This window comes from Bradyrhizobium sp. NBAIM14 (assembly GCF_020193895.1).
In the GTDB taxonomy this organism is placed as follows: Bacteria; Pseudomonadota; Alphaproteobacteria; order Rhizobiales; family Xanthobacteraceae; genus Bradyrhizobium; species Bradyrhizobium yuanmingense.
The window spans coordinates 139,304-153,742 of record NZ_JADYVQ010000001.1 but is presented as its reverse complement, the minus strand read 5'-3'; the positions used below and the strand labels follow the sequence as shown (position 1 = coordinate 153,742).

The 14,439-nt window shown below is 63.5% G+C and carries 17 protein-coding genes; 10 read left to right on the top strand and 7 right to left on the bottom strand.

The window, feature by feature from the left end; genetic code table 11:
- Positions 1-981 precede the first annotated feature (981 nt).
- The 3 genes from I6F28_RS00645 (at position 982) to I6F28_RS00635 (ending at position 2,172) form a co-directional block, all read left to right on the top strand.
- Positions 982-1,272, top strand: a complete 291-nt coding sequence (locus I6F28_RS00645) for a hypothetical protein (RefSeq protein ID WP_036011277.1) — start codon at positions 982-984, stop codon at positions 1,270-1,272.
- A gap of 41 nt (positions 1,273-1,313) precedes the next feature.
- On the top strand, positions 1,314-1,730 hold the full coding sequence (locus tag I6F28_RS00640) for a hypothetical protein (RefSeq protein WP_036011274.1): 417 nt from the start codon (positions 1,314-1,316) through the stop codon (positions 1,728-1,730).
- 163 nt (positions 1,731-1,893) lie between these two features.
- On the top strand, positions 1,894-2,172 hold the full coding sequence (locus tag I6F28_RS00635) for a hypothetical protein (protein WP_225112340.1): 279 nt from the start codon (positions 1,894-1,896) through the stop codon (positions 2,170-2,172).
- A 15-nt stretch (positions 2,173-2,187) separates the two neighbouring features.
- On the opposite strand, the gene I6F28_RS00630 is transcribed toward I6F28_RS00635, so the two are convergent.
- Positions 2,188-3,399 carry a hypothetical protein gene (locus tag I6F28_RS00630; protein WP_225139038.1) on the bottom strand — a complete coding sequence of 404 codons (1,212 nt, stop codon included), beginning with the start codon at positions 3,397-3,399 and terminating at the stop codon, positions 2,188-2,190.
- A 522-nt stretch (positions 3,400-3,921) separates the two neighbouring features.
- On the opposite strand from I6F28_RS00630, the gene I6F28_RS00625 reads away from it, so the two are divergent.
- Complete coding sequence (locus I6F28_RS00625; protein WP_128262894.1) at positions 3,922-4,164, top strand: hypothetical protein; 243 nt, start codon at positions 3,922-3,924, stop codon at positions 4,162-4,164.
- Positions 4,165-4,211: 47 nt separating this feature from the next.
- Here I6F28_RS00625 and I6F28_RS00620 read toward each other — a convergent pair whose 3' ends face one another.
- Positions 4,212-4,589 carry a hypothetical protein gene (locus tag I6F28_RS00620; protein ID WP_057026473.1) on the bottom strand — a complete coding sequence of 126 codons (378 nt, stop codon included), beginning with the start codon at positions 4,587-4,589 and terminating at the stop codon, positions 4,212-4,214.
- A 415-nt stretch (positions 4,590-5,004) separates the two neighbouring features.
- On the opposite strand from I6F28_RS00620, the gene I6F28_RS00615 reads away from it, so the two are divergent.
- Entirely contained in the window at positions 5,005-5,382 is a 378-nt protein-coding gene (locus I6F28_RS00615) for a hypothetical protein (RefSeq protein WP_225139037.1), read from the top strand.
- 1 nt (position 5,383) lies between these two features.
- Here the strand turns inward: I6F28_RS00615 and I6F28_RS00610 are convergent, their stop codons facing one another.
- Together I6F28_RS00610 and I6F28_RS00605 are read right to left on the bottom strand one after the other, a co-directional pair.
- Positions 5,384-6,037 carry a hypothetical protein gene (locus I6F28_RS00610; RefSeq protein WP_225139036.1) on the bottom strand — a complete coding sequence of 218 codons (654 nt, stop codon included), beginning with the start codon at positions 6,035-6,037 and terminating at the stop codon, positions 5,384-5,386.
- Positions 6,038-6,057: 20 nt separating this feature from the next.
- Positions 6,058-6,795 (bottom strand): metallophosphoesterase family protein, encoded by a 738-nt coding sequence (locus I6F28_RS00605; RefSeq protein ID WP_057026183.1) that lies wholly within the window; start codon positions 6,793-6,795, stop codon positions 6,058-6,060.
- A 192-nt stretch (positions 6,796-6,987) separates the two neighbouring features.
- Between I6F28_RS00605 and I6F28_RS00600 the strand changes: the two genes are divergently transcribed.
- The gene (locus tag I6F28_RS00600) at positions 6,988-7,614 is read left to right on the top strand and encodes a transglutaminase-like cysteine peptidase (RefSeq protein ID WP_057026184.1); all 627 of its coding nucleotides are present in this window, start codon (positions 6,988-6,990) and stop codon (positions 7,612-7,614) included.
- Positions 7,615-7,625: 11 nt separating this feature from the next.
- Here the strand turns inward: I6F28_RS00600 and I6F28_RS00595 are convergent, their stop codons facing one another.
- The 3 genes from I6F28_RS00595 to I6F28_RS00585 all read right to left on the bottom strand — a co-directional run bounded on the left by I6F28_RS00595 (position 7,626) and on the right by I6F28_RS00585 (position 9,692).
- Positions 7,626-8,897 (bottom strand): hypothetical protein, encoded by a 1,272-nt coding sequence (locus I6F28_RS00595; RefSeq protein ID WP_225139035.1) that lies wholly within the window; start codon positions 8,895-8,897, stop codon positions 7,626-7,628.
- 81 nt (positions 8,898-8,978) lie between these two features.
- Complete coding sequence (locus I6F28_RS00590) at positions 8,979-9,254, bottom strand: hypothetical protein (protein ID WP_225139034.1); 276 nt, start codon at positions 9,252-9,254, stop codon at positions 8,979-8,981.
- Between the two features lie 75 nt (positions 9,255-9,329).
- Positions 9,330-9,692 carry a hypothetical protein gene (locus I6F28_RS00585; RefSeq protein ID WP_225139033.1) on the bottom strand — a complete coding sequence of 121 codons (363 nt, stop codon included), beginning with the start codon at positions 9,690-9,692 and terminating at the stop codon, positions 9,330-9,332.
- A gap of 484 nt (positions 9,693-10,176) precedes the next feature.
- Between I6F28_RS00585 and I6F28_RS00580 the strand changes: the two genes are divergently transcribed.
- From I6F28_RS00580 to I6F28_RS00565, 4 genes are all read left to right on the top strand, one after another.
- Positions 10,177-11,379, top strand: a complete 1,203-nt coding sequence (locus I6F28_RS00580; RefSeq protein ID WP_036035489.1) for a polysaccharide biosynthesis/export family protein — start codon at positions 10,177-10,179, stop codon at positions 11,377-11,379.
- Between the two features lie 9 nt (positions 11,380-11,388).
- A complete protein-coding gene (locus I6F28_RS00575) occupies positions 11,389-12,132 on the top strand; it encodes a hypothetical protein (protein WP_225139032.1) in 744 nt (247 codons plus the stop codon).
- 30 nt (positions 12,133-12,162) lie between these two features.
- Positions 12,163-13,650, top strand: coding sequence for an O-antigen ligase family protein (locus I6F28_RS00570; protein WP_225139031.1), 1,488 nt, complete (start codon positions 12,163-12,165; stop codon positions 13,648-13,650).
- A 143-nt stretch (positions 13,651-13,793) separates the two neighbouring features.
- Positions 13,794-14,408 carry a hypothetical protein gene (locus tag I6F28_RS00565; RefSeq protein ID WP_225139030.1) on the top strand — a complete coding sequence of 205 codons (615 nt, stop codon included), beginning with the start codon at positions 13,794-13,796 and terminating at the stop codon, positions 14,406-14,408.
- The last annotated feature ends 31 nt before the right edge of the window (positions 14,409-14,439 follow it).

Below are 14,439 nucleotides of genomic sequence, written 5' to 3'. Positions count from 1 at the left end.
ACCCATGTTCGCTCGACGGCTTTGCTTGGGTGGGGCCGGGCTTGGGGGAGCCCGGTGCGAGATGGATAAGCGATCGCCGAAAGTTCGCAACAAACAACGCGGGTTAAGCTAACCTCTCAACCTTACCGCGATGAAGTTGGTGCATGGCGCTCCGTAGAAGCACGGATGCTTCTTCAGCGGTCTCGTCCGAGAGGCCGCTCCATACGTTCGAGAACGTTTCGCAAGACCTATCGTGCAGATCGCAACTCTGCCCGATGACAGCGCATCCAGCCGCTTCGTTCGAGGCTGCTGCCGCCGTGAACACGGGTTAACATCGCCGGCTGGATATCGCCCCCGAACGATGCGAGATTTCGTCGTCCTCCGGGCTCGTGGTTCTCGCGACGGCCAAAATTCAAGCACCACGTTGCACAAACTTCATCTTCCTCTGACAAAACTTTCAGCGCCGATGATCTTGAAGTCGTCAGAACATCACGTTGAAATGTACCGGGAGGAGCGTTCCGATCATTGGGAACATTCCAAATGTTTGCAATTCTGGTTCTGATTTCGATTTTTGCAGCTGGCTTTTGCTGCGGCTACGGCGTGCGGGCATGGCGCTCGCGCAGGCGATCGGCACGATATCGTCTCTATGCGCCCTACACGCCGGCGGCGATGGGCGCCAAGCAGAGTGAGCATCCGTCGTAGGCGCACCGCCATGTGAGCGCACACTGATCCTGCCGTGCGGCCGGGTCGGATAACCATGCGCAGTTAGGTTAACGTGGTGCGGCGCTTGAGAGCTTTGGAAAGGCAACCTAGAACGTAGCAATTCATGGTGAGAGTTTAGCCGCCTGTATTGTCGCGGCTCGCATAGGTGGGCGTGAATGGCGTATTTGATTGCTTTGCTGGGCGCGACTTGCGTCCTCGTTTTGATCGCGTTTGTTCGTGGCTTTGAGCGGCGGCTGAAGGATCGTCCGGGGCCTTGGATCATGAACGAGGGCCCTGCGAATGACTGATCAAAGGCACAACGCGCCGCGCAGATACTTCGTCGATGCCCAAGGGCATCGCGTTCTGATCGGCCTGTCTCCGGAAGAGACGGCGGAGTTCGAAGCTCTGGATCTTGCATCGAACGAGACAGGGCAATTTACATCCGAGGTCCGCGTGCGAAAAGGAGCCGCTGCCGACGGCGAGATCCGCTGGCACGAGCTGTATTCCAAGCACGCGGGAGCTTGGCGGGCATGGATTGCACAAAGCCAGACCGCACGGGCGCCGGATTCAGGATTTGTTAACTACGTCTGACCGATGGTACCCGCCTGGATCTCGTATGTGGGATGGCCCGGATGTTTCAGCTGTTCCTGAGAGCGCGCGCACACAATCTTCTCGGCTCCCGCCGCGAGGACAAAACCTTCAAGGCCCGCTCGGCCGAGCGTGACGCGGAGACCGACCGCGGGCGGATCGGTGCCGTTTTGGCCGCGATCGAAACCGCCTTGCAGGAGGCGGAGAGGGAGCAGGCCGGGCTCAACCGGCGTGTCGACGATGCGCTTGCCCGTGCCTCCGTCACCTTCGGAAACGGCACCGACGAATATCTCGAGCGGGAGCCGCTCGACAATCATCATCAGGATCTCTTCGCGGCCGACATCTCGAACGGCCAGCGCCGGCTCAAGGAATTGGCGAGCAGCATCGCCCACTTGAAGTTCGTCAAGACGGCAATGCTCACGCGCTTTCCGGATTTCAAGCCGCCGCAGCTGAACAGCTAGGAGCGGTGATATTTCTGCGCGCTCTGCGGCCGTGCTTCGAGACGCGGCTCTGGAGCATGGTCCGAACAAGTGCGCAGTCACAATTCAGCGCGCTTTGCCGTTTGGCGCCTCGTTCCTTTTTGGTATGGTCCGGCAAGCATTCACCGAGTGAAGGAGCAACGACGTGCCGGTCAAGAATTTGCGGACATTGGTTGGGCTGGCATTCGCTTTGACATTGGCCGTGCCGGCGACGGCGTCGGCCATCACTGCCGAAGTGGCGCGGGCATGTGACGCCGCGGTGGCCAAGGCCTTTCCGCCCAGGCAGATCGGCAACCCCGCAGCGGGGAGTGCCAAGGGAACGGGCAAAGACCAGCGCGAGTACTTCCAGAAATGCGTCGCCAACAACGGCAAGGTCGACGACATGCCGGCGGATGCGCCAAAGGACAGCAAGCCGGCAAAATAGGAAACAAAGGCTGCGTTATCGCCGCGGCGGCGGGCAGGGCGAGTAGAACGCGCCGTTCGCCGCATTGATGCGCTCGACGCATTGGTTGGGATCGGTGATCGTCCCAGCGATGGTGAAGTCATAGCCCATGCCCCTGACCACCACGATGTAGCGGCCGGGCGCGAGCGTGAAGCCGTCTTGCTCCGGTTGCAGCAACAGCATTCTCGCCTGGTCGTCGATCGGACCTACCTTGTAGGGGTAGGACATGCTGCGGATGACCCAGGAATCGCCGGCGCTGACCATGGTGGCTTTCCCGCTGGCATCGACGCCCATCGCTCGCGAGACTTTTGCGATCACCCGAACTTCGGTCCCGCTGGCGTCGATACCCCCGTCGGGCCTGAACACGATGAATTTGACGTCGCCGTCCATCAACGTGGTCGCGCTCGGCGTGTTGATGGCGGCCGAGATCGCGACCCGCCGGTCCGGAATTTTTCCGGGAACCGGCTTCAGCTCGTGGAGCTGGCCCTCGCTCAAGGCGTAGACGCCGAACGTCGTCGGCAGGGGCATCGAGGGGTGCGCCGCCGGCGCCGGCTCCTTTGCGCCCTCCGGGGTTCGTTCAGCGGTCTCGCTGGCCGAGGGAGTCGGAATCGCGGCCGGCTGAGGCTCCGGGCTCTTGGCCGAACGTTCGGGCTGCGCCATCTGCGACGATGCCGTCAGTTGTGCCTTCAGCCGCGGCCAATACACGACCGCGGTGCCGGCGCCCGCAATGAGCAGGAGGATCGCGGTCAATCGAACGAGAGACTTGAAAGCGCCGCTCCGTTTGGGTTGGTCGGGCGATCCTGGCGGTGCGGCAGGACGCCGCGGCGTCTCGGCAGCCATCGGAATGGCTGATGACGCCGAGGCAGCGAGCGTCGGAATGGGCGGGGGGACGGGAACGTTCGCCGGTGGAGAATTCGCCACCGGGACCGAGGCATCCCTGGTCGGTGAAGACTGCTCGCTTCGCTCAAAGGCGCGTTCGACCTCCCGAATGGCGCGTTCGAGGACTTGCTGGAGCTCTCGCGCTTCCCGCGCATCGGCGTGGGTGAATTGTTCCAGAAGCTTGACGCGAGCCAGCTCGTAGACGACATCCCGCATCTGCCTGGGGTCGCCGGAGACTTCGCGGATCCGCTCTGACAACAGGCGGACGAGCCCGGCCTTGATCTCTTGCGCCTGCGAGGCGTTGGCTGCGGTGTCGCCGGTCTCGGTCATCAAGAGCGATCAACTAGCCCGGATAGTGCTGTTTCGCTAGGCTTTTTCACCCGGATCGCGTCGGTTGCGGTGAAACACGCTGATGCTCCGGCCGCAAAGGTCCTGCGCGGTCGTTTCGTAGCGCTTGCTTTTGGGCGGAAACCTGTGACATTTCGACCGGCTCCTTCCTCCGGTGTGTGACCATGCGCGGCATTTTGACAGCAATCATGTTTTTGGCCTTTCTGGTTCAGTCTGCTTCTGCACAAGGGACCAAGGATCAGGCCAACACGACTAGCTCCAGCATCGTGACGACGACAAACAAAAAGAAGCAGACCACCCAGGCTGCCTCGCGGCCTACGGCTGTCCGGAACGTGGGTAGCGGTTCTACCGGACAGGCGGCCCAAGGTGTCTGGAGGAATGGCAAGCTGATCGCGGTGCCTCGCTGAGGTCACCCGTACCGCGGTGAGGTCGCGCAACGAACCGTGATGCCGTCGTGAAGGAACGGTCTTCGCCTCCCTGACGTTCTTGCTCGGGAGATATCGCATGAAACGAATAGTCTTGATCACACTCGCCCTTGTGGTGCCTGCGGGCGCCTGGGCCCAGGGCGTCAGCGATCCGTCGACGCCCAACCGCAATGTGATCATCGTCAACCCGTCGCAGCCCGCGCGTCCCAACGCGACGCCGAATATCCCGAGCCGGATCGAGCCTCCCGTGACGACTTACGGGCGGGCCCGGCCCTATCACGGGAATACAACCCGGGGCAGCGGGTCGAGCCGCCGATACTAAAGCGTTTTCGGGCGAAGTAGATACCCCTTCGCGCGTCGTAGGCCTGCCTATTGCGGGTTGACTTCGACCTCCAGAGTCGACGTCCCGGGATCATGACGGTTCTTGCCCGAAATCAGCAGCGTGAACTTGTCGGCGCCTCGCGCTTCCCTTTCTGCCGAATAGCGAAAGCCAGACCCGACCACCGCCAATTGTCCCCGTGATGGCCCGCTCACGACGGACACGTTGAAGATCTGCATGTAAGACCAACGCAGTCCCTGAATGCAGTCGGCGCCAGGCGCGATCGACATCGTCCATTTCACCGTGTCTTGCGACAAAGCGAACGGTGTCCGCTCCTTGATGCAGACGGGGCTGGCGTGAGCCGTGAGGGCGGACATGGCATACGCCGCAACGGCAACACGCAACAACGATACCAGGCTTGCACGCATTCTCGGCAACTCCATCGACAGATGCCGAAGTCTAGCAGCGATGGTCTAACGAGGCCTTAGAACGACGCTATTGTCCTTGCGGCGCTCATCCGACGTTGATCGCAGATAGGTCGATCATCGCTCGGCCTCTCTCCGGATCATGCCATACTAGCCCTGTTTTGCCCGACGGATCAAGCCGGATTTCGGGAAATTCGTAACCCATTGATTCGGTTGGTGCCGGCTACTGTGCATGGGGTTGTTTTTCGCTTTTTGAAGGTACGGCCGCTGCTTTCCGAAAATGTTGCAATTGGCAGCCGTATCAGCTGAAGTTGCGGCTGCTGCTCGGCCCGCCATCGGAGTCATCGGAGTGCGACCCGTCCGCTGCAAGTCCCTGTCAGACCGCCGGAGACCGGCGCGTGCGCCAGTTCAGGCGGCCGTGGCGGCCGCTGTCGGATTGGCTCTTTACGCCTGCCCGCTCTCGTGCCGTGCGCAGACCGAGCCGGAGCCGTCCATCAACGACTATCTTCCGCCGAGCGAGCCGGAAGTCTCGCGCGACGAATGGCGGCAGCGCATCGAGGATGCGCGGCGCCGTGCCAAGGGGGTTGCGCGCGAGCGGCGCGAGCATCCGGAGCTCTACAAGCCGATTCCGGAAGATCCGGACCTCGTCGCGACCGAACGTCTGCTTCGCGACGACAGCCTGCAGCGAGGCGACATCGTCGCCACCAAGAAGGGCATGTTCGTCTACCAGGGGCGATCCGATCAGCCGCGCCGCGATCAGGACTTCGTGCCGGTCAATCCGAAATCGGTGCGCTGATTTAGTACCGCCGCAAGATCTCGTTGAATCTTGGATCGGTCACCTTCGTCGTCTCCAGCAGCAGCGACTTGCCTTGCGGAGTTGCCTGCACATAGGCCGCGATCAGCAGCGGCTCGTAGCGCGAGCGGTTGGCCAGCGCCGACCGGATGTCGGATTGCGCCAGCAGCTTGATCTCGTCGTCGGTTGCTGCGGCGCTCGAGGTCACGGTGCGGACGCGTGAGAAGGCAACGTCGATCGGCACCGACCCGGTCAGGTACGACATCTTCACCGCAGGCGTGACCGCCTCGCCGGCCTGGGCCTGTAGCGTGCCGAGCGTGAGCCAGAGCGCCGGCCTGATCGGCGAGACTTTCAAGGCTGCCACGACAGCGGCTTGGGCCGTCTTGTTCTCGCTGGCCCTTCCGCCTGCCTCGGCCGACGGACGATGCAGAACGTCGGCGGCCATTGCCGCCGCATGATTTGCCAGGAGGTCGCCATCCCACGAAAAGGATGCCAGGCTGCCTGCCGCCGCGAGCTTGGCCTTGTCCGGCGGAATCTCGCCCGAGAACAAGTCGCTGGCGCGAAAGTTCGGCCGTACGAGATCGCCATAGAACGTCATGCCGGCGTGGAGCGCCAGCGCGATCGCGGTCAAGATGCCAATGGCGCGAAGCGTGATCACCGAAGTTGCGGCCTGAGCTTTCAAATTGCGAGAAGACTATCGCCTTGGATCGTCAACAGGGTCAAGTTGCCGGTCGCATAAGCGCCGGTGTCGATGTTGATGCGATTCGACCGGATATCGGGCGCGCTGACCGGCGTATGGCCGTGCACGACATATTTGCCGAAGCGCTCCTCGGAGGCGAGGAATTCCTCGCGGATCCAGAGCAGGTCCTCATCCTTCTGGCGATCGAGCGGGACGCCCGGTTTGACGCCGGCATGGACGAAGAAGAAGTCGCCGCAGGTAAAGGACGAGGGCAATTGCTGGAGGAAGGCGAGATGCTCCGGCGGGAGCGCACGTCTCAGTCCCTCGATCAGTTCGACCTGCTGCTCCGCGGAAGGGTTCATCGTCGGCGTGACGCCATAGGAGACCAGCGTCAGCAGGCCGCCATAGTGGCGCCACTCCTGCAGGCGGGTCGGGTCCTTGAGCACCTCGAGCAGGAAGACCTCGTGATTGCCCTTCAGACAGACCGTCTCGTGCGACTTCGAGCGTTCGATCAGGAGATCAAGAACGGCGCGTGAGTCCGGGCCGCGGTCGACATAGTCACCGAGAAAGACCTGAATGGCGCGTTGCGGCGCCGAGCGGGCCAGATCGGCGTCGATCACGGTTAACAGCGATTGAAGCAAGTCGGCGCGGCCATGCACGTCGCCGATCGCATAGACGCGGACGCCGTCGGGAAGCCGCGGCTTGGTCTTCTTGCGAAAGCGGGAGGAAAGGCCCATCGGGTCGGTCGAATCGCATCCAGCGTCACGAGCGGAAGTCGTGACCGCTCTTAGCAGAACAAGTCACACATCGGTATTCTTAATTGTCCCTGACCGACGCGGCCGCATTTTGATTAAAGCCTCGCGTGGCCTTTGAGCCGTATTTCAAGAGGTCTCGCGTAGCGTCTCCCCAACAAGAACGGGGAGCGCGACATGCGCAAAGTTGTGAAGTTCCTGGCGGCCGTCGCCGCCATCGTCGTTGCTGCGGGGGTGCAGCAGAAAGCGGAAGCCGCCTTCGTCGGGGCGCCCCTGGGGCTGCGTGGTGCCATCCACTACATCAAGTTCGACCAGCCGACGCTGCCGCCGATGGCGTTCACGCTCTTCTGCCTGAAGTACAAGGACGAGTGCAGGCCGCGGCCGCAGCGGATCGTCTTCCGGGGCGGCCGCCTGAAGCTGACGGCCGAGCGCATGGCGCAAATGCAAGAGGTCAACCAGCGGGTCAACACCGCGATCCGTCCCGAGGCCAATCTGGAAGGGCTGCGCGGCGAGAAATGGCTGCTGCATCCGGCAAGCGGCGACTGCAACGACTATGCCGTGACAAAACGCCACGATCTGATCGCCAAGGGCTTTCCGGCGCGCTCGGTGCTGCTGAGCGAGGTCGTGACCAGCTGGGGCGAGCATCATCTCGTGGTCGTGGTGCGCACCTTCTCCGGCGATCTCGTGCTGGACAATCTCTCCGGCCACATCATGCCGTGGTCGAAGAAGCCCTATCGCTGGGTCCGCATTCAGTCGCCCAAGAATCCGAACTACTGGGCCTCGCTCGGCGACCGCGCGGTCTGATCACCCGCGCGCTATCGTGATCCGGATTGGCTGACGCTCTGCGATAGCCCTAGTCCCAAGATCACCGAAAGGCAAAGGATTGCTGCCGGGTGCAGCAATCCGGGACCGGCAAAGCTCTGAACCAGCGCAAACAGGACGCAGGCCGCGGCCGCCGCCGGAAAGAACGAGTCGCGTCCGCGCTGCAGGGCGCCGACGAACAGGCGGACCAAAGCGAGCAGGCTCACCGCGATCATGGCGACCAAGCCGACCCAACCCATCCCCGCGAACACCGATGTGGCCGCCGAGGGCGCCGTCAGGACGGCGCCGGCATCGCTCTGATAGATCCTGCCCACCGCAGGAAAAGTCCCGGCACCGGCGCCGAACCAGCGTGTATCGGCCAGCATGCGCTCGAGGGCGGCCTTGGTCTCGGTCCCCATCTCCGGAACGAGCCGTAGCAGGATCGGTCCGGAATTCTTTTCGAAGAGGAAGGTCAGCACGATCGCCGCGCCGATCAGGGCTGCCACCGACAACGCGCTCGCGGCCAATGGCGACAGATCCAGTCTGCGGATCACGAGGATCAGCAGGATCAGCACGACGCCAAAGGTCGCCGCGATGGCGCTGTTGGTCCCGGACAGCCCAAAGATCGCGGCGGCACTGACCAAGGCTCCGACCAGACCGCAAAGTCCGATCGCGACCGAGCGAACGATCGAATGATGCGTCTCCGCCCGTTCAGCGGCGAGCTGCATCACCGCCAGATTGAGCATGAGGCCGAGCCCGGCCAGGCTCGTCGTGAGGTCATGGGGGACGGATCCGGCAAGCGCCGGCGAGAGCCGATGCAGGTCCAACATCAAGGCGGAGATCGCGGTTACGCCGCTCAGCACGAACAGAACCAGCTCGGCACGGCCGCGGTTGCGGACCACCAGGATCGCGATGCCAAGCAATGAGATCGCGGCCAGCGCCAGCAGCAGCGCATTCACCGTCAAGCCGATATCGGCCGTGATCGGCCCGAGCGACAGGCCACCGATTACCTCGTGAGCGCTGGCCCAGATCGGATGCGCAAAGCGCAGCGGAAGCGGAGCGAGCTGGGCCGCGATGCACAGCGGAATGGCGAGCAGAATCCAGCGGCCCCAGGAGGTCGCACGAAGATAGTGCTCGTAGTCGGCCTTGCGCGAGCTCGAGGCCGCGGCCAGCAGGCCTAGCGCTGCGGCGATCGACCCCAGCTGCGCGCCCAATGAGGCGCCGGCGATTTCGAGAGCGGAAGCGGAAACGATGGAGACGATGAGGGCAAAATAAGCGAGGGACAAACGGCGCGCTCGAAGCGAATCCTGAAACGGTCAGGTCACCATACAAGCGGGCGGTGCGTTTTCAAACAGAGGCTTGTGTGATCAGCGCGTGGCCTTGACCGGCCGACCGAAGACGCGGGTGGCGCGTGCGGCGGCAAGGGCAAAGCGCGCCCCCGAGCCGAAGAGGTAACCGCCTTGGAGGGCGATGGCGGCGAACGCCGCAGCCTTCATGCCGTCAAGGAAGCCCAGGCTGGTCATCATGCTGACCGGCAGCATGGTGAGCGCCAGCGCAAATGTGACCGGCAGGAGCACGAACACGCGAAAGCGTTGGCCCAGCACGGCACCTGTGAGAAAGCTGAAAATCAAAAAGGCGGTCATCCGAAACACTCTCCGTGCTCCGGACCCTAGATTCCCCGCCTAAAAAGACCCTTAAGTTGTATGGCTAAATTTAGCCTATTGGCCGCAATTTGCCAGCAGCGAATGATAGGCCTCCCGCAGCCCGTTGAGCGCCACCATCCCCTTGATCTCGCTGTCGCCTTCCCTGACCACCACGGACAGCGAGGCCGTCGTCTGCCACTTTCCGGCAGCAAAGGCCGAGACCTCGTCGGGCAACAGCACGGCCGCTCCCGCGGCCGCCATGCTGCCTTCGAAGCTCAGGGTGCCGCCGCCGCTTACGGCAATGGTCACCTTGGGGCGGCTCCGGGGCGGGAAGGGCCGGATCAAGGCCACCAGCACATCGACCTTGCCCTTCGGGGCGCAGCGCACGATCAGGCCGGCGAAGTCCGGGTCCGATTGGGTGGTGTCGGCGGTCTTCATGATGGCCGCGAAGCTTTCGCCGTCCTTGGCCCCCTGGGTCCGGGTGAATTTCCAGACGGACGTGGACGCAGGGGCGGCGACGGCAACAACGGGTGCGCCGTGACAGGAGGCTGCGCTGCCAGGGCAGGAGGTGGCGGAACTCCAGGAGCGATCAGCCGCGCCAAGGAGGGAACCCGCCAATAACGGGATCAGAAGGAGGCCAGACAAGGGGGATTCCTGCTCTTAACGGGCCCAGCTTTAGCAGACGGCGGCGAGGCTAAGAAGCCTTGCGCTCGACACGCTGAGCCCTCGACTAGGGCGATTTGCGCTCGAAGCGGGCACACGAAATACAACAAATGGTCACAAAGGGTTAAACCAGGCCCCAAACAGTGGCCTGCACGCAACAGTGGCCAACGGATCGCTCCGTTAACCACCGGCAACACTTGTCGCACCACCCCCTAGGCCGTACCAATTTACGTCAATTGGGGACCCTCGGGCGCGATTCATGTCATCTATTGCCAAGACCTACGTGTTGATGCCTGCGTTGCTGGCGGCTGCTTTGGCGCTCGGGGCGTGTTCGACCAATCCGGGGTCGGGACCGCTGACGGACGACGTCAACAACAAGATCCAGACAGAAAACGCGCCGGCCTATGAGCTGGTGCCGCTCAATCCGGCGACCGTGAAGATCCTGCACACCCACGAGCCCAAGGGCCTCGCCGGTGTCTTCACCGACCGCCGCCCGCCTGCCAGCATCGTGTTCGGCATCGGCGACGTCGTTAGCGTCACCATCTTCGAAGCCGCGGCAGGCGGTCTGTTCATCCCGGCGGAAGCCGGTGTCCGCCCGGGTAACTATGTGACGATCCCGGATCAGTCGGTCGACAATGACGGCTTCATCACCGTGCCCTATGCCGGTCAGATCAAGGCCGCAGGCCTGACGGCCGTCCAAATCCAGCGCGCGATCGTCGAGAGGATCGGCAACCGCGCCATCGAGCCGCAAGCGGTCGTGGCGATGTCCTCGCAGCGCACCCAGCTGATCAGCGTGCTCGGCGAGGTCAATTCGCCCGCGCGTTATCCCGCGAGCGCGGCGGGCGCGAAGGATCGCGTGCTCGATGCGATCACCCGCGCCGGCGGCATCAAGGGCCAGGGCTTCGAGACCTGGGTCATGCTGGAGCGTGGCGGACGGCGGGCCACCGTGCCGTTCGAGAATCTCGTGATGGCGCCCGAGAACAACGTCTATGTGCGGCCCGACGACAGCATCTACGTCTATCGCGAGCAGCAGAAGTTCCTGGCGTTCGGCGCCAGCGGCCAGAGCGGCGAGTTCAACTTCGACGCTTGGCGCATCAATCTCGGCGAAGCGGTCGGCAAGGCTGGCGGTCTCCTGGACGGCCAGGCCGATCCGGCGGCCGTTTATCTCTATCGCCGCGAGCCGCGCGAGGTTGCGGCCCAACTCGGCATCGACGTGAGCAAGTACACCTCGGAGACGATCCCGGTCATCTTCAACGTGAACTTCCGCGATCCAGGCGGCTTCTTCCTCGCCACCAAGGTCATGATGAAGAACGGCGACATCATCTACGTCTCGAACTCGCGCAACGTCGAAGTTGCCAAGTTCCTGAACTACCTGCGTGTGATCATGGCGACCGGCAGCGATAGCATCAATCTCGCCAACGACGCCCTGATCTTCCGCAACAACATCAAGCTGGCGCCGTAAGACGCCGACTTGACCGACCAAATCGATGGCACCGGGGCTTTGTCCCGGTGCCATTTTCGTTTAGCAATCGAGGCGGTTCTGCTGCGCCGACAAGCCCGGGATCTGGATCAAGGCGCCACTCGGCACGGGCGCGTCGGTCATCGGTCACCCCGCGGCTTTGCAAGGGGCTTCATGCGCTTTCGAACATTTTGCCGTCTTCTGGCTCGCGTCCCGCTTACCTTCGCGCTTGCACCGGTCGGGCCGGTGCTCGGCGCTGCCGCAGAAATGGGCGTCCGCCATCGCATCGACGTGATGGTTTCCGCCGAGCCCGATGCTCCCGTCCTGTCGCGCCTCAAGGGCGCCAGGGGCGAGCTGTCCTTCACGGTTCGCCTCTCGGCGAACTCCAAGGAGAGCAAGTTCTTCGGGATGCTGCGCCCGTCCTTCCCTGACATCGTCGTGCCCGATGGCCCGGGCAAGCCACTGGTGCAGCAGACCAAGCTGTGGGAGGAGGATGTCTGCCATCAGCGCCGCGGCCTGCCGAAGGTTACCGTGACCCAACTCGGCGGGCATTTTGCGCAAGGGGAGGGGCGGATCGAGATATCCGCCATCAACCGGCACATCGGCGTTCTGGTCCCGCCCGACGAATTAACCCCCGGAATAAAACTCGATCAGGGGAGTGATAGTTTTGGATTATTCTATGCGTTCCGCGCGCAGAGCCGGAACAGCCGCCTCAACGTGGATCTGAAGATCTATCCGATCGATTGCTTCCTCTAAGCCCAAGAGCAAAGCTCGCAAGACATAACGATGCGCCTTCGGCTTCCCAAGATTCGCTGGTCATGGAGCCTGCCCGCTGCCTTCATCCTGTTCTTCGTGGCCGCCGGCGCGCCGTTTCCGTTCGGCTCGACCAATGATCTTTCGATCGCGTTCTGGTGCCTGTGTCTCGGCATCGCGGTCATTTTCGCGCCGACGCGCGATCTGCGCAGGCCGCATCTTTGGCTGCTTGCGGGCATCGGCGTGATCGTTGCCGCCTATGCCTTCGTGCTGCACGAGCAGCTTTCCGATCATCCCTTCCTCGCGCCGTTCCAGCCGATCTGGAAGCAGGCCTCGGATCTGCTCGGCGTGCCGATCGCTCCCTCGGCGTCGATCGTCAAGAACGAGGCGTTCTTCGCGCTCGGCGCGCCGCTTGCCAACATCCTCGCCATCGTGCTCGGCATCACGATCGGCGCCGATCGGATGCGCGCGCGCCGCCTGCTCTGGGTGATTGCGATATCGGGCGCGGCTTATGCCCTTTACGGCGTGCTCTCGTTCCTGATCGAGCCCACCATGATCCTGTGGCGGGACAAGACGGCCTATCTCGGCAGCGTCACCGGCACCTTCATCAACCGCAACACGGCGGCGGCCTATTTCGGCTCCTGCGCGGTGATCTGGATGCTGCTGATCCTGGAAGACGTCCGCCGCCGCCTGCCGGAGCGGCACATCGAATGGCGGCGCCTGTCGCTCGACCTGCGCGCGATCCCGCCGAGAGAGATCCTGCCGCAGCTTAGCTGCCTGTTGATCTGCCTGATGGCGATGTTCATGACGACCTCGCGCGCCGGCGTCGGCCTGTCGCTGCTGGCGATGATCGTCGCCTTCACGCTCTTCCTCAGGAAGGACCTGCCGCCGCGCACCGGCATCTGGATCTCGCTCGGCGCAGGGCTCGCCGTCGCGCTCGGCCTGTTGCAGCTGCTCGGCGGCCGCGTCTCCAGCCGCTTCGACAGCCAGGGCTTGGTCGACGAGGGCCGCATCGAGGCCTGGAAATCAACGCTGCGGATCATCGCCGACAACCCGTGGTTCGGCACCGGCATGGGCACCTTCCAATGGGCCTTCCCGCCCTACCGCAGCCCCAACATCTCGATTCGCGGCGTTTGGGATGCGGCGCATTCGACGCCGCTGGAGCTTGCCTCCGAGGTGGGCATCCCGATGGCGCTGCTGGTGGCGCTCGGCTGGGCGATCATGCTGCTGGTGCTGGCGAGGGGCGCATTCGGACGGCGGCGCGACGTCATCGTCCCGCTTTCCGCCGCGGCGACCGCGACGCTGTCGCTGCTGCATTCCTGCCTGGACTTCACGCTGCAGGTGCCCGGCTACAGCATTCCGTTCTTTGCACTTTTCGGCGCAGGCCTGGCGCAGTCCTTCTCCAGCCGGGAAGCTCGCCCCGCGACGGATGCCGTCGCCACCGCACCGCGAGGCGAGGGCCGCTCGGCAACCGCAGCAACAGCCCCGCGCGGCCAAGGCGAGCTTCACAAAACTGTCTAGATTTGAAGCGGTTGCGCCGTTTACGAAGTTTTTAGTATAAATGGACAGCCCTTCTTTCTTTCGCTAGGTTCTTGCACTGCACAGCCATTTTGCCCGGGCCGAGGAAGCAGATCGGGGCAGCTGAATTTTTTGGAGGTTGTTTTATGAGCGTTATCAGAAACGCGCTTCGCATGGCTGCCGCCGCGGCGCTCGCCGTTACGATCACGTCGGCCGCCAACGCCGCCATTTACCCGCCGCAGCGCCAGCTGCCGGCCACCGTAATCTCCGAGTTCAAGGCTTCCCCCAACAGCCTGCTGCAGCAATATCCAACCGGCGGCCCGCAGCTGATCTCGCGCGTGCGCGACCTCGGCGCCTCCGATCCAACCACGCTTCCCGGCCTGATCGCGCTCCTGAAGGATCGCGCGACCACCCCGGACCAGATGCGCGCGATCGTCGCCGGCCTCGCCCAGGTCGCCCGCATGGCCGCGCAGCAGGATCAGGCCTATGCCAATGAGATCCAAACGGCGATCGCCGGTACCGGCAACCCAGACGTGATCGCCGCCTACCAGGCCGCGACTGGCGACGTCGCGATCGCCGCGGCCGGCGGCGCGGGCGGTGGCGGCAGCGGCGGAGGTGGCCCGACCGGTACGAGTGGCTTCGCGATCGGTGGTGGCGGCGGTGGCATTACTATCTTTGGTAACAACACCACCGCGAACACCGCACCCAACACTGGGAGTGGTGGTGTCGGCAGCTCAACAAACAGCGTCAGTCCGTTCTGACTTGGTGGGCTTCAGGTCCTGCTATGATCGC

Coding starts and splice junctions, on each gene's coding strand:
- I6F28_RS00645 (WP_036011277.1), top strand. CDS start 982: ATGACTGATCAAAGGCACAACGCGCCGCGCAGATACTTCGTCGATGCC.
- I6F28_RS00640 (WP_036011274.1), top strand. CDS start 1,314: ATGTTTCAGCTGTTCCTGAGAGCGCGCGCACACAATCTTCTCGGCTCC.
- I6F28_RS00630 (WP_225139038.1), bottom strand. CDS start 3,399: ATGACCGAGACCGGCGACACCGCAGCCAACGCCTCGCAGGCGCAAGAG.
- I6F28_RS00625 (WP_128262894.1), top strand. CDS start 3,922: ATGAAACGAATAGTCTTGATCACACTCGCCCTTGTGGTGCCTGCGGGC.
- I6F28_RS00620 (WP_057026473.1), bottom strand. CDS start 4,589: ATGCGTGCAAGCCTGGTATCGTTGTTGCGTGTTGCCGTTGCGGCGTAT.
- I6F28_RS00605 (WP_057026183.1), bottom strand. CDS start 6,795: ATGGGCCTTTCCTCCCGCTTTCGCAAGAAGACCAAGCCGCGGCTTCCC.
- I6F28_RS00600 (WP_057026184.1), top strand. CDS start 6,988: ATGCGCAAAGTTGTGAAGTTCCTGGCGGCCGTCGCCGCCATCGTCGTT.
- I6F28_RS00590 (WP_225139034.1), bottom strand. CDS start 9,254: ATGACCGCCTTTTTGATTTTCAGCTTTCTCACAGGTGCCGTGCTGGGC.
- I6F28_RS00585 (WP_225139033.1), bottom strand. CDS start 9,692: ATGAAGACCGCCGACACCACCCAATCGGACCCGGACTTCGCCGGCCTG.
- I6F28_RS00580 (WP_036035489.1), top strand. CDS start 10,177: ATGTCATCTATTGCCAAGACCTACGTGTTGATGCCTGCGTTGCTGGCG.
- I6F28_RS00570 (WP_225139031.1), top strand. CDS start 12,163: ATGCGCCTTCGGCTTCCCAAGATTCGCTGGTCATGGAGCCTGCCCGCT.
- I6F28_RS00565 (WP_225139030.1), top strand. CDS start 13,794: ATGAGCGTTATCAGAAACGCGCTTCGCATGGCTGCCGCCGCGGCGCTC.